Source organism: Pseudomonas sp. MWU318 (genome assembly GCF_016756945.1).
GTDB classification, from domain to species: Bacteria; Pseudomonadota; Gammaproteobacteria; order Pseudomonadales; family Pseudomonadaceae; genus Aquipseudomonas; species Aquipseudomonas putida_A.
Genome location: NZ_JAESJL010000006.1, coordinates 197,317 through 211,048, shown reverse-complemented (window position 1 = coordinate 211,048; position 13,732 = coordinate 197,317). Strand labels below are relative to the sequence as shown.

10 protein-coding genes are annotated in these 13,732 nt (G+C 61.4%); 5 read left to right on the top strand and 5 right to left on the bottom strand.

What is annotated here, in order from left to right; genetic code table 11:
- Positions 1-42: 42 nt before the first annotated feature.
- Together motB and motA are read right to left on the bottom strand one after the other, a co-directional pair.
- Positions 43-1,119 carry a flagellar motor protein MotB gene (gene motB, locus JN524_RS16185; protein WP_202369980.1) on the bottom strand — a complete coding sequence of 359 codons (1,077 nt, stop codon included), beginning with the start codon at positions 1,117-1,119 and terminating at the stop codon, positions 43-45.
- A gap of 3 nt (positions 1,120-1,122) precedes the next feature.
- On the bottom strand, positions 1,123-1,974 hold the full coding sequence (gene motA / locus JN524_RS16180) for a flagellar motor stator protein MotA (protein WP_007952169.1): 852 nt from the start codon (positions 1,972-1,974) through the stop codon (positions 1,123-1,125).
- A gap of 166 nt (positions 1,975-2,140) precedes the next feature.
- On the opposite strand from motA, the gene JN524_RS16175 reads away from it, so the two are divergent.
- From JN524_RS16175 to JN524_RS16160, 4 genes are all read left to right on the top strand, one after another.
- Positions 2,141-3,679 carry an HDOD domain-containing protein gene (locus JN524_RS16175; protein WP_098966923.1) on the top strand — a complete coding sequence of 513 codons (1,539 nt, stop codon included), beginning with the start codon at positions 2,141-2,143 and terminating at the stop codon, positions 3,677-3,679.
- Positions 3,680-3,721: 42 nt separating this feature from the next.
- Positions 3,722-4,555 (top strand): thiosulfate sulfurtransferase, encoded by an 834-nt coding sequence (gene rhdA, locus JN524_RS16170; RefSeq protein WP_202369979.1) that lies wholly within the window; start codon positions 3,722-3,724, stop codon positions 4,553-4,555.
- On the top strand, positions 4,555-5,415 hold the full coding sequence (asd, locus tag JN524_RS16165; RefSeq protein ID WP_202369978.1) for an archaetidylserine decarboxylase: 861 nt from the start codon (positions 4,555-4,557) through the stop codon (positions 5,413-5,415). The genes rhdA and asd overlap by 1 nt, the downstream gene beginning before the upstream one ends.
- Before the next feature lie 145 nt (positions 5,416-5,560).
- A complete protein-coding gene (locus JN524_RS16160) occupies positions 5,561-7,315 on the top strand; it encodes a molecular chaperone (protein ID WP_202369977.1) in 1,755 nt (584 codons plus the stop codon).
- Between the two features lie 91 nt (positions 7,316-7,406).
- Here JN524_RS16160 and serB read toward each other — a convergent pair whose 3' ends face one another.
- Positions 7,407-8,621: a phosphoserine phosphatase SerB gene (gene serB / locus JN524_RS16155; RefSeq protein ID WP_007967407.1), complete on the bottom strand. Its 1,215-nt coding sequence runs from the start codon at positions 8,619-8,621 to the stop codon at positions 7,407-7,409.
- A 134-nt stretch (positions 8,622-8,755) separates the two neighbouring features.
- Between serB and JN524_RS16150 the strand changes: the two genes are divergently transcribed.
- Positions 8,756-10,270, top strand: a complete 1,515-nt coding sequence (locus JN524_RS16150; RefSeq protein ID WP_202369976.1) for an AhpA/YtjB family protein — start codon at positions 8,756-8,758, stop codon at positions 10,268-10,270.
- Positions 10,271-10,570: 300 nt separating this feature from the next.
- Here JN524_RS16150 and JN524_RS16145 read toward each other — a convergent pair whose 3' ends face one another.
- Together JN524_RS16145 and parC are read right to left on the bottom strand one after the other, a co-directional pair.
- Positions 10,571-11,281, bottom strand: coding sequence for a PqiC family protein (locus tag JN524_RS16145; RefSeq protein WP_095138104.1), 711 nt, complete (start codon positions 11,279-11,281; stop codon positions 10,571-10,573).
- A 186-nt stretch (positions 11,282-11,467) separates the two neighbouring features.
- Positions 11,468-13,732, bottom strand: coding sequence for a DNA topoisomerase IV subunit A (gene parC, locus JN524_RS16140; protein ID WP_123585499.1), 2,265 nt, complete (start codon positions 13,730-13,732; stop codon positions 11,468-11,470).

The window sequence follows — 13,732 nt, the reverse complement described above, 5'->3', positions numbered from 1 at the left end:
CAGCCACAAAAAAGCCGACATCACTGTCGGCTTTTTTGTCGGTCACTGCTTCGGTGCGGGGGCCGGTGCAGCGGCTGGCGGAGCTGTTGGCGCGGGGGCCGCAGTCCCCGGCACGACCGGTTTCGGTGCGGCGTCGTCGAACAGGTTCAAACGTTCGCGCAATTCATGGGCCGGCACCGGTAGCTGATCCGCCGGCAGCGCGTTCGGATCGACCGGCCTCGCCGGAGCGGCGCCGTTCTGACCTTCGGCGGCAGGCTTGGCCGCGTCGGCACCTTGCGAACCTTCGATGGCGGCCTGGGCCTTTTTGGTCAGGACCACAATGTCGATACGGCGGTTGACCGGGTTGAACGGGTTTTCCTTGTCGAACAGCGCCGACGAGGCATAACCGACCACGCGCGCCACTTGCGAATCCGGATAGCTGCCGGCAACCAGTGCGCGCCGCGCAGCGTTGGCACGGTTGGCCGAGAGTTCCCAGTTACCGAAATCGCCGGTGCCGGTGTACGGCTTGGCGTCGGTGTGGCCGCTGATGCTGATCTTGTTCGGCACCGCTTTGATGGTGTCGGCCATGGCCAGCAGGATGTCTTCGAAGTACGGCTTCAGACGTGCCGAGCCCGAGTCGAACATCGGCCGGTTTTCCGCGTCCATGATCTGGATGCGCAAGCCGTTCGGGGTGATCTCGAACAGGATCTGATCCTTGAACTTCTGCAGCTGCGGGTTCTCGTCGACCTTGTTCTGCAGTTCTTGCAGCAACAGCTCCAGGCGCTCTTTCTCGACCTGTTCGGCCATGCCTTCGACCTGCTCGGTGTCGACCGTGACCTTGTCCGGTTGCGGCTGCGACTTCACTTCAGGGTTGAGGGTGTTTTCCGGCGCCAGGGTCGGCGTGCCGCCCAGATCAATGATGTACGGCGTGCCACTTTCGGAGAAGCCGACCGGGTCCTTGAAGTAACCGGCGATGGCGATCTTCTGCTCAGGCGTTGCGGTGGACAGCAGCCACAACACCAGGAAGAACGCCATCATCGCCGTGGCGAAGTCGGCGAAGGCGATTTTCCACGCCCCGCCGTGGTGACCACCGGCTATGCGCTTGACGCGCTTGATGATTATCGGCTGATTATTTTCCATGGCTTAGCGACCGCGAACGGCTTGTTCCAGCTCGGCAAAGCTTGGACGGTGCGCCGGGTACAGAACCTTGCGCCCGAACTCCACGGCCAGCGATGGCGGCATGCCGGAAGCCGACGCCACCAGCGAGGCCTTGATGGCTTCGTAGACGTTCAGTTCTTCCTTGGCATCGTGCGCCAGGGAATGCGCCAACGGCCCGAAGAAGCCGTAGGCCGCGAGAATACCGAAGAAGGTACCGACCAGTGCCGCACCCACGTGCAGACCGATGGATTTCTGATCGCCTTCACCCAGCGACGCCATGGTCACCACGATACCCAGTACCGCCGCAACGATACCGAAACCGGGCATGGCGTCGGCGATGCCGTTCACCGCATGGGACGGGTGCTCGAGGTCTTCCTTGAGGCTGTAGAGTTCCATGTCGAACAGGCCTTCCAGCTCATGCGGAGCCATGTTGCCGGAGGACATGATGCGCAGGTAATCGCAGATGAACGCGGTCATGCGCTCGTCTTTGAGCACGGCCGGGTACTTGGCGAAGATCGGGCTCGCTGCAGCGTCTTCGATATCGCCTTCGATGGCCATCATGCCTTCACGGCGGCTCTTGTTGAGGATCTCGTAGATCAGGCCGAGCACTTCCAGATAGAACGTGTGGCTGAAGCGCGAACTGAACATGCTCAGGGATTTCTTGAGCACGTGCATCGTCATGTAACCGGGGTTGGCCTGGAGGAATGCACCGAGGGCCGCACCACCGATGATCATCACCTCGAAGGGCTGGATCAGGGCGGCAATCTTGCCGTGGGAGAGCACGTATCCGCCGAGCACGCTCGCGAATACGACGATGATGCCGATAATTTTAGCCATAGGTAGAAAGTACTTATTTAAGTCGGGTTCAAGGTCATATTCGGAAGTTAAAAAATCTCTTCTTCTACTTATCGGCAAAACTGCGCCAGACTATAGCCAGTTCAGGCGAAAAGCCAATTTAGCCCATGCCGGGCGCGTCTACAGTCAGTGAAGATCTCGTCCAGACATGGCTAATGAAACGAACGTCCCACACGCAAAACCGACCACGCTCGAGGGCTGGGTCAAACTGCTCGATGGCGTGCGCCTGCCCGTGCCGCAAGAGGCTCACGACAAGGTTTGCCGGGCGATCCGTGACAACCGCAGCTCGTTGCGCGATATCGCCGACCTGATGCAGGACAGCCCGGCGCTGGCCTTGAGCATCATCCGTGAGGCAAATCGTCACACCCACGGCACCATGGCCGCTCCGGCGGAAAATCTCGAGGTGGCGATCAACCGTCTGGGCCTTGCGCGTACCGAAGAATTGCTCGCGCGCCTGCCTGTCGAACCGCAGATGCAGATCCCCAAGGCGCTGCGCCAACTGCAGATGATCAGCCAGCACGCGACACAACAGGCCAACGGTTTTTTTGCCAGTCGCCTGGCGCGCCTGTGGCAGGACATCCACTGGGGCAGCCTGTTGTTTCTGTCGCCGTTATGGCCGCTGGCGCTGACGTTTCCCGAATTGCTCGAAGAGTGGGAGCTGCGGGTTATCCACAAGGGCGAATCGGCGCGCACGGTCGAGAAGCAACTGTTTGGTGTGCGCCTGCTGAAAATCGCCGAAGCGCTGGTACAAGTCTGGCACCTGCCGATCTGGGTGCAGCAGGGTTATAAACTGCTGCTCAGCGAACAGCGCGAACTGGTGAAAGTTCTGCGCATCGCCCGCGACAGCGAACATCCGTTGCGCCAGCAGAATCGCCTCGACGACGATCCGACCCTGCGCCGCTGGCTCAACCAGCCGGCCAACACCGTGTTGCTGGCCAACGGCCTGGCGCTGTCGGCACAACAGGCCTGGGACAGTCCGCACAGCGAGCGCTGGCAGTACCTGACCAGCCTTTATCTGCAAATCTCGATGGACGAAGTGCAGCAGCAGTTGCACCAGCAAGCCGCCAACAGTGCGCGCCAGCATGCCATGCCCGATCTGTGGCACCCGGCCGTTTCATTATTATGGCCATGGGGCACCCATCGCTTGCCGGCCGGGATGCTGCCGGCGGCGGCGCCGAATGCCGAGGATCTGACGCAGTGGCGCCGGCAATGCGCCGAACTGCTGGCCGAGCCGAGCCGCTTCACCAATGCCATGAGCCTGACCGTCGCCGCCCGTGATGCGCTGGTCGCCAGCGGCATGCGCCGGGTGATGATTCTGATGGCCGACCGCACGCAATCGAATCTGCGGGTGAACCAGACCTTCGGTTTGCCGAAGGAAGCCGCCGCGCTGAATTTTGTCGTCAGTCAGAGCAAAGTCTTGCAGCGCCTGCTCGCCCAACAGGCACAGGTGCGGATCAACCCCGAGAACAACGCACAATTTTCCGCATTGTTGCCGCCGGGCCTGCGTGCGCTGTTCCGTGGCGAGCATCTGTTCCTGCGTTCGCTGGTCAATAACGGCCGGGTGATCATGATCGTCGTCGCCGACCAGGGCGGTGGGCCGTTCGCCGACATCAGCGTGCAGGCTTTCGGCAAAACCGCGCAGTGCATCGAAAAGGCCCTGCACAGCTTTAGCAGCCGTGGCCGATGAGGCTGCGCTACAATCCCCCCCTTTGTGCTCTGGAGACCTCACATGTCTGACTTCTCTGGCTTGCCGCTCGTCATCGAACCGAGCGACCTGCTCCCTCGGCTGGATGCCAGCGAACTGATTCTGGTGGACCTGACCAGTGCCGCCCGCTATACCGAGGGCCATCTGCCCGGCGCACGTTTTGTCGACCCCAAGCGCACCCAGCTCGGCCAGCCGCCGGCGCCGGGGCTGCTGCCGGCCAAAGCCGATCTGGAAGCGTTGTTCAGTGAGTTGGGCCATCGTCCAGACGCGGTCTACGTGGTCTATGACGACGAGGGCGGTGGCTGGGCCGGGCGTTTCATCTGGCTGCTCGACGTGATCGGTCACGACAAATACCACTACCTCGACGGCGGTCTGCCGGCGTGGCTGGAAGCCGGCATGCCGATGTCGATCCAGGTGCCGCCTGCGGTGGGCGGCCCGGTGGCGCTGACCCTGCATGACGAGCCGACGGCAACCCGCGAATACCTGCAAAGCCGTCTCGGCGCCGCCGATCTGGCGATCTGGGACGCACGCGGGCCGCTGGAATATTCCGGTGAGAAAGTCCTGGCCGCCAAGGGTGGACACATCCCCGGCGCGGTGAACTTCGAGTGGACCGCCGGCATGGACAAGGCGCGTCAGCTGCGGATTCGCACGGACATGCCGCAGATCCTCGAAGACCTCGGGATCACCAAGGACAAAGAAATCATTACCCACTGCCAGACCCATCACCGGTCGGGCTTCACTTATCTGGTGGCCAAGTCCCTCGGTTATCCGCGGGTCAAGGGCTACGCCGGTTCCTGGGGCGAATGGGGCAACCACCCTGACACGCCTGTCGAGATTCAAGGTTCTAAGGACAACTAATGAAAGAGCGTCTGTTTATCCTCAGCCAGTACCTGCTGCCTCATCACCTGATGTCGCGCCTGGCCGGCTGCGTCGCCGAGTGCCGCGTGCGCTGGTTCAAGAATGCCTTCACCCAGTGGTTCGCCAAGCGCTATCAGGTGGACATGTCGCAAGCGCTGGTCGAAGACCTGACCGCCTACGAGCACTTCAACGCGTTCTTCACCCGAGCCCTGAAAGACGGCGCGCGGCCACTGGATCAGACCCCGGGCGCGATCCTCAGCCCGGCCGACGGTGCGGTCAGCCAGCTCGGCCCGATCGAACACGGTCGGGTGTTCCAGGCCAAGGGCCACAGCTTCAGCGTGCTGGAACTGCTGGGCGGTGACACGGCGAATGCCGCGCCGTTCATGGGCGGCGACTTCGCCACCATTTACCTGTCGCCGAAGGATTACCACCGCGTGCACATGCCGCTGGCCGGCACCCTGCGCGAGATGGTCTACATCCCGGGCCGGATCTTCTCGGTCAACCAGACCACTGCGGAAAACGTTCCGGAGCTGTTCGCCCGCAACGAGCGTGTAGCATGCATTTTCGACACCGAACGCGGGCCGATGGCCGTGGTGCTGGTCGGCGCGATGATCGTCGCTTCGATCGAAACCGTGTGGGCCGGTCTGGTCACCCCACCGAAGCGCGAACTGAAAACCTTCCGCTACGACGAAGCCGCCCGTGCGCCGATTCATCTGGAAAAAGGTGCGGAACTGGGGCGTTTCAAGCTGGGTTCGACGGCAATCGTGCTGTTTGGCCCGGATCAAGTGAAATGGGCTGAAGAACTGGTAGCGGGTTCGCCAGTGCAAATGGGCCAGGCGCTGGCCCTGCCAAACGCCTGATACATCGGCGCTCCCCCCTGTAGGAGCTGCCGCAGGCTGCGATCTTTTGATCTTGGTTTTCAAAAAATAAAGTCAAAAGATCGCAGCCTGCGGCAGCTCCTACAGTTGAAGGCCGACATGTTCATTTGCTGCTATGGTTTTTGGCATGAGCCAGACCATCTCCCCACCACTGCTGAGCGCCCCGACTCCGACGCAAACGCGCCTGTCGTTCTGCGAAGCCACCCCGCGCGACCTCAAGCGCTGGATCGCCGGCCTGCCCAAGGCCAACATCGGCGAAACCGCCCGCCAGCTGTACCAAGGCCTGGGCGAACTCAACCAATTGCTCACCCCCAGTGACAATCGCCTGCAACTCCTCGAACTGCTGCGCCCTGAGGTTTACTTCGTCTGCCAGCATCTGGAGCGGCATTTCCTGCATCAGGCGATCATGCTCGATGACCGTTCGCGCAAGATCAGCAACCTGTGTCAGGCGCTGCAAAGTCATCTGGCTATCGGCTACAAGCAGCTCGTTCTGCGCATTGTCCCCAAGTACCACAAAGAGCGGGCGGCGCTGGTCAGTCAGGCCCTGCAACGGGCCGCGCATGCGCTCAAGGGGCAGCTGCTGCGGGCGACGCAGCTGTACAGTCCGCCGCCGGAACATCTGTGGTTCGAGCTGCATCAGTTGTATCGCTGCGCTTGCGCCTTGCAGTTGCAACAGCGTCGGGTGCATGACGATCTGGCGAGTCTGAGCAGCGAACTGAGCCTGGAACAGACCTACATCGCCGCCCTGCTGCTGGGCAGCGCCCGTTGCAATCAATTGCGGCAGAACCAGATCGCCCGGCTGGCCGAAGTGCTGGAGCCGTGGAGTGCCCTGCTCAAATTGCATCCCGGCAGTCCGCAGGATGGACTGTTCGCCATCAGCGCTGAACTGGACGCCGGCCCGCGCTACCGCAGCATGTTTCGCAAAGAACAACAGGGCGCACTGCTGGGCTTCGATCCGCAACCGCTGGTGAACGTGATCGAAGCGCATTTACTGCAGCAGGAGACGTCGACGCCGCTGCCGGTCCCGGCAGGACTGAGCCTCGACACCCTGCAACATGTGCACGCCAGTTGGGGCCAGGCCGCCGAGCGCAGTTTTCAGCGCACCGCCGGTCAAGGCAACCTGACTGTTTGTGTCGGCATGAGCGCCCTGCACTTTTACCTGGGCGGCGAACGCAGCTTCAGCGAACTGCTGAAACATCCCGGTGCTCGCGCGGCCAACTTCAGTCGCGTCGTGGTCCAGGGCGAAAAGGACAGCTGGAGCCAGGCCTTCGACGCCGCACCGCAGGGCGCGACTGAAGAGTTGCTGCCGTACGAAGAAATCCAGTACGACCATCTGGGCGAAGACGAGAGCAACACCGACAGCCCTCCACACTATCCGACCTACAGTTTGCCGGTGATCAACCACAGTCCCGGCGGCTATTGTCTGGCGTGGCCAAGCGAAGTACCCGCCGAATTGCAGGCCGGGGAAATGCTCGGGATTCAGGACAGTACGAATCAGGGCTGGAGCATTGCGGTGGTGCGCTGGATTCGTCAGGTGCGCGGCAGCGGGCCGCAAATGGGCATAGAACTGGTGGCGCCACACGCCGAACCTTGCGGTTTGCAATTGGTACGCTCGCGAGATGATCACAGTCAGTATTTGCGCGGTCTGCTGCTACCGGAGATCAGCGCCATCGACCTGCCCGCGACCTTGCTCGCCCCGCGCCTGCCATTTCAGGAAGGCAATAAAGTGCTGATCAACACCCACGGCGAAGAACACCGCGCCGGTCTGGATCGACGGGTGGCGAGTACGCACAGTTTCAATCAGTTTGCCTATCGCTCGCTGGAGGCCGCGCAGAATGGCGGGGGCGAGGAGGATTTCGATTCGTTGTGGAAATCGCTTTGAAAGCAAAAGATCGCAGCCTTCGGCAGCTCCTACAGGGAAATGCATATCCCTCTGTAGGAGCTGCCGAAGGCTGCGATCTTTTGATCTTTAATTACAACTGCCCGTCGCGATCGCGAAAGCCCAGCAGATACAGCACGCCATCCAGCCCAAGGGTGGAAATCGCCTGCTTCGCCGACTGCTTGACCAGCGGCTTGGCGCGGAACGCCACACCCAACCCGGCAATCGCCAGCATCGGCAGGTCATTCGCGCCGTCGCCCACAGCGATGGTCTGCTCCAGACGCAAGCCTTCCTTGTGCGCCAGTTCCTTCAGCAGATCCGCTTTACGCTGCGCATCGACGATCGGCTCGATGGCCACGCCGGTGCACTTGCCGTCGACCACTTCCAGTTCGTTGGCGAACACGTAGTCGATGCCGAGTTTGGCCTGCAACTGCTTGGCGAAGTAAGTGAAGCCGCCGGACAGGATCGCGGTCTTGTAGCCCAGGCGCTTGAGTTCGGCAAACAGGGTTTCCGCGCCTTCGGTCAGGCGCAGCGAAGCGCCGATCGAGTCCAGCACGCTGACATCCAGGCCTTTGAGCAACGCCAGACGCTCTTTGAAGCTGGCGCGGAAGTCCAGTTCGCCGGCCATCGCGCGCTCGGTGATGGCCGAGACTTGCTCGCCGACACCGGCGGCCTTGGCCAGTTCGTCGATGACTTCGGCTTCGATCAGCGTGGAGTCCATGTCGAACACCGCCAGACGCCGGTTGCGACGGAACAGCGAATCTTCCTGGAAGGCGATGTCGACGTTCAGCTCCTGCGCAACGCTGAGGAATTCGGCACGCAGCGCCTGCGGATCAGCCGCTTCACCACGCACGGAGAACTCGATGCAGCCCTTGCCCTTGTCCGCCGGAGTGTCCAGCGGCATGCGACCCGACAGACGGTCGATATGGTCGATGTTCAGGCCATATTTGGCGGTGATCGAGCTGACCGCTTGCAATTGGCCGGCGGTCACTTTGCGGGTCAACAGGGTGACGATGTGGCGTTTTTTGCCCTGATTGCCCACCCACTGCTGGTAATCCTCTTCGGACACCGGGGTGAAGCGCACCTGCTGGTCGAGCTCGTAGCCCTTGAACAGGATGTCCTTGAGCACGGCTTTGCCTTGCTCGGAGTCGGGAATCTCGACCAGGATGCCGAACGACAGGGTGTCGTGGATCACCGCCTGACCAATGTCGAGAATGTTCACACCACCTTGTGCCAGAACGCCGGTAATGGCCGCAGTCAGACCCGGACGGTCGACTCCCGTGATGTTAATCAGGACGATTTCGCGCAACGCGCACCCCCGCAACTGGAAAAAAACCGCATTCTACCCACTTTCAGTGACCATCGGGCACCGCGAGCGCTTTGCCGGTCTAGGGCCTGTCGCTATACTGCGCGTCAACTTCACGGACAAAAGAGCCGAGCTCAGTGAACCGGCCCACGCCAGTTAAAACCGATAACTTCTTCCTGCTGATCTTCCGTGCACTGCGTCATCGCCGTGTGCCGATTGCATTGCGCATTGCCAGCCATAACGTGATCCTGGTCGCTCTGGCCCTGGTGATCTATGCCGGGGTGATGGGCCTGCAGTTCAAGCAGGCCATGCACGAGCAGGCCGATGCGCTGGGCGAAAGCCTGACCACGCAGACCGCCACCTCTGCCACTGAACTGTTGGTGTCCAACGACATCCTCAGCCTCAACGTGCTGCTCAACAACCTGACCAAGAACAAGCTGGTGGCACACGCCGCTATCTATAGCGTGGACAACCGCATCCTCGCCGAATCCGGTCAGCGCCCCAAGCACAGCCTGCTGGGCGAAGCCGAGGGCATGTACGAGAGCAAGATCACCTTTCAGGACGTGACTGCCGGGCAGCTGCGCATCAGCCTGGACATGGATCAGTTCCAGCAGCCGATGACCATCAGCCTGCAAAGCATGGGCATTCTCAGCGCGATCCTGCTGGCTTTGTCGCTGGCCCTGAGCCTGCGCATGGGTCGCTATCTGTCGACGCCGTTGCTGCAACTGCGCGTCTGGCTGCGCAACATCGACGAATACACGCCGGGCACCGACCGTCAGGACGAGATCGGCGACCTGGCGCGTCAGCTGCACGCCAACTTCGCTCCGGAGCCTGCGCCTAAACCCGAGCCCGAGCCGGAACCCGAGTTCGAAGAAGAGGATGAACCAGAGTTCGAAGTGCGCAACCTGCGCGATCCGAGTTTTGACGAAACCCGCCCGATGGCCGCGCAGAAACCCGCGCCGCGCCACGTGGTCAGCACCGTTGAAGACGATGATGACGACGAAGATCCGTTTGCCGATCTGCGCGACGAGTCGCTGACCGAAGCTGTTCCGACGCCGCGTAAAGCAACCCCGAGCGTGCCGCAGCACAGCGCAGTGCTGGCGATCCAGCTGGGTTCGCAAGAACAACTGCGGCGCCTGCCGCGTGCCCGTCTGGAAGAGTTGCTGGAGCGCTACCGCGACTGCCTCGATCAGGCCGCTTCGCTGTATCAAGGCGAAATCGAAACCCTGAACGATGGCAGCACACTGATGCTGTTCCACACCGAAGACAGCGGTGACGACTACCTGACCAATGCGATCTGCTGCGGTGAATTGCTGCGGGCGCTGGGCCATCAGTTGCAGATCGAGGTCGCCGACAGCGGTATCACCCTGCAATTGCAACTGGGCCTGACCCTGGGCGACGAGCTGTTCGGCCTGAGCCAGATCGACCTGCTGCTGACCGATTCGGCCCAGGATGCGCTGGCCCTGTCGCAGCACAGCCGCAACCTGCTGCTGGTCGAGCGCAAGATCGGTGACGATGCGCTGATTCGCCAGCGTGCGCGGATCCGGCCGATCGCCAGCCCAGAGGGGGCCTGCTGTGTCGAGCGCTTGATGGAGCCGTATCCGTCGATGCTCGAGCGGCAACTGGCGCGGATGCATGAGCGTCGGGCGTAAGCATCAGGCCAGATACACAGAAGCCCGCAGACGAGTGATTGTCTGCGGGCTTTTTTGTGGGCGATTGAAAAGCCCCTCACCCTAGCCCTCTCCCGGAGGGAGAGGGGACTCATTGGGGGATATTCCAGACTTACACCGACCTGCCCCTGCTCTACCGAATCCACAATAGCCAACATCTTCCAAGTGGACGTATGACGCTTAACACCTCGGTCAGTCCCCTCTCCCTCCGGGAGAGGGCTAGGGTGAGGGAGATACAACAAAGCCCGCACAAGGCGGGCTTTGTTTTGACTCAAACCAGATTTAGAAGCGGAACACTTCCATATCCGTGCGAATCGGCGAAGCCATCGGAATCTTCGGCTGCTTCTCTGCATCCGCCGCCGGCGCTGCCGGTTTAGGCGCTGCCTTACGCGGTGCTTCGGCCACCGGAGGCTGGTTGGCCAATGGCTTGAGCGCCACCGACAACTGCTCGGCCAGACGCTGCAGCAGAATCCCCTGCGCCTGCACCTGCGAAGCCGTGGTGCCGGCATGCAGCTCTTGCAGATGAACGATGCGGTTATCGCGCACCTGACCACGACGGTCGATCAGACGCCATTGTGCATCGAGGATCGCCGGTTGCTTCTCGCCGGAGTCCAGACGCGTGATGGTCAGCAATACCTGCACATCCGGGGCAAATCCCAGAGTGGCGGGTGCCAATACCACACGCTGGCTGTCCAGATGACCGGCCACCTGACGCATCAGCAGTTGATCGATATCCGAAGAAAGGCTGCCCGCCCAGCGACCGTCGGTCGAGGCTTGCAGGCTGCCGTCCGGTTGACGTTGCAGCAAAGTTTCACGTTGCAGGTAATCAGCAATGACTACCGGACCCAACAAAACCGCCATGCCTGTGCTTTGCGCAGGCTGAGCCGGACTTCCGCTGTCCAGCTGATACAGCGACACCGGCTGGTGAACGCTGCAACCCGCCAGGCCCAAAACGCCGGCGAGCAGGAAAATAAGGGGGCGCAGAGCAGTCATCATCCCGTCCAGGTGGCCGCCACAAGGCTGACCACAGTGAAAATACTCAATAAATATGAAGAACGCTCGGCCACGCCGGCGCTTGGAAAGGCCATATCATCCGTGAATATGCGTTCCGACTCCAGCGCCAAAGCGTCGATCTACGCGTTAAATCGTAGATCGACGCCTCTAGATGGGCGTTTTCGCCTAATTGAGGTTTTCGACGAGCAGTGCATCGACCCGCTGGAAGCCACGTGGAAGCTTGTTGCCACGCCGTCCACGCTCACCTTTGTAGTGTTCGAGGTCTTCAGCTTTCAGTTTATACGGACGTTTGCCTGCTTGCAGGATCAAGGTTGCACCCGCGGGAATCACAGCAATGTCCGTGACAAACTCTTCACGGCTGGCGACACGGTCACCCGGTACACCAATGATCTTGTTGCCCTTGCCCTTCGCCAGCTGCGGCAAATCGCTGATATTGAAGACCAGCATCCGCCCCTCGCTTGTCACGGCGGCAAGCAAGTCATTCTCGCGATCAGTCACCGGACGCGGCGCGATCACCTTGGCGTTGTTCGGCAAGCTCAACAGGGCTTTACCGGCCTTGTTCTTGGCTTGCAGGTCTTCGCCCTTGACCACGAAACCGTAACCGGCGTCGGAGGCGATCACGTACAGCGCATCATCTTCCGGCATCAGCACGCACTCGAAGGTCGCACCCGGTGGCGGGGTCAGACGGCCGGTCAACGGTTCGCCCTGGCCACGCGCCGACGGCAAGGTGTGGGCGGCGACCGAATAGCTGCGGCCAGTGGAGTCAATCACCACGGCAGACTGGTTGGAACGCCCCGCCGCCGAGGTCTTGAAGCCGTCACCCGCCTTGTACGACAGGCCGGTGGCATCGATGTCATGACCTTTGGCCGAACGGATCCAGCCTTTTTCCGACAGCACGACGGTGACTTTCTCGTTCGGCAGCAGATCGTGTTCGGTCAACGCTTTCGCTTCAGCGCGCTCGACGATCGGCGAACGACGGTCATCGCCGTAGGTTTCAGCGTCTTTCAGCAGCTCGGTGCGCACCAGCTTCTTCAGCTTGGCTTCGCTGCCCAGCAAGGCTTGCAGCTTGGCTTGTTCCTTGAGCAGTTCGTCCTGCTCGTCGCGCAGCTTCATCTCTTCCAGACGCGCCAACTGCCGCAGACGGGTGTCGAGGATGTAGTCGGCCTGAATCTCACTGAGGGCAAAACGCTCGATCAGCTTGGCTTTCGGGTGCTCCTCGGTGCGGATGATGTGGATCACCTCATCCAGGTTGAGGTAGGCGATCAGCAAACCGTCCAACAGGTGCAGGCGACGCTCGACCTTGTCGAGGCGGAATTGCAGACGGCGACGCACGGTCAGCACGCGGAATTCCAGCCATTCGACCAGCAATGCACGCAAGTTCTTCAGTTGCGGCTTGCCATCCAGACCGATGATGTTGACGTTGACCCGGTAGGTCGATTCCAGCTCGGTGCTGGCGAACAGGTGCTGCATCAGCGCTTCGTGATCGACGCGGCTGTTGACCGGAATGATCACGATTCGGCACGGGTTTTCATGATCGGATTCATCACGCAGGTCAGCGATCTGCGGTGCTTTCGACGGCTTGGCCTGCATCAGCGCGGCGATCTGCTCCAACACCTTGGCCCCAGAGACCTGATGCGGCAGCGCGGTGACGATGATGTCGCCGTCCTCGACGTGGTACACGGCGCGCATGCGCACCGAGCCCTTGCCGGTTTCGTACATTTTCAGCAGGTCGGCGCGCGGGGTGATGATTTCCGCTTCGGTCGGGTAGTCCGGGCCTTGAATGTGCTCGCAGAGCTGCTCGACCGTGGCTTTCGGCTCATCGATCAGGCGCACGCAAGCGGTGGCAACTTCGCGCAGGTTGTGCGGCGGCACGTCGGTAGCCATACCGACAGCGATGCCGGTGGTGCCGTTTAGCAGGATGTTCGGCAAACGTGCCGGCAACACCAGTGGTTCCTGCAAGGTACCGTCGAAGTTCGGGCCCCAGTCAGCGGTGCCCTGGCCCAGTTCGCTGAGCAGCACTTCGGAATAGCGCGACAGGCGTGCTTCGGTGTAACGCATGGCGGCGAAGGACTTCGGATCGTCCGGCGCACCCCAGTTGCCTTGGCCGTCGACCAGCGTGTAGCGATAGCTGAACGGCTGGGCCATCAGCACCATCGCTTCATAGCACGCCGAGTCGCCGTGCGGGTGGAACTTGCCGAGCACGTCACCGACGGTACGCGCCGATTTCTTGTGCTTGGAATCGGCGTCCAGCCCCAGTTCGCTCATGGCGTAGACGATACGCCGCTGTACAGGTTTCAGGCCGTCGCCGATATGCGGCAGAGCACGGTCCATGATCACGTACATGGAGTAGTTGAGGTAGGCATTTTCGGTGAAGTCAGCCAGCGAGCGGCGTTCTACACCGTCCAGGCTGAGATCAAGGGAGTCGCTCAT

Bases quoted from the DNA above. Each gene is read 5' to 3' on its own strand.
- JN524_RS16160 (WP_202369977.1), top strand. From the start codon at position 5,561: ATGAGCCAGACCATCTCCCCACCACTGCTGAGCGCCCCGACTCCGACG.
- rhdA (WP_202369979.1), top strand. From the start codon at position 3,722: ATGTCTGACTTCTCTGGCTTGCCGCTCGTCATCGAACCGAGCGACCTG.
- parC (WP_123585499.1), bottom strand. From the start codon at position 13,732: ATGAGCGACTCCCTTGATCTCAGCCTGGACGGTGTAGAACGCCGCTCG.
- JN524_RS16175 (WP_098966923.1), top strand. From the start codon at position 2,141: ATGGCTAATGAAACGAACGTCCCACACGCAAAACCGACCACGCTCGAG.
- asd (WP_202369978.1), top strand. From the start codon at position 4,555: ATGAAAGAGCGTCTGTTTATCCTCAGCCAGTACCTGCTGCCTCATCAC.
- JN524_RS16145 (WP_095138104.1), bottom strand. From the start codon at position 11,281: ATGACTGCTCTGCGCCCCCTTATTTTCCTGCTCGCCGGCGTTTTGGGC.
- motB (WP_202369980.1), bottom strand. From the start codon at position 1,119: ATGGAAAATAATCAGCCGATAATCATCAAGCGCGTCAAGCGCATAGCC.
- motA (WP_007952169.1), bottom strand. From the start codon at position 1,974: ATGGCTAAAATTATCGGCATCATCGTCGTATTCGCGAGCGTGCTCGGC.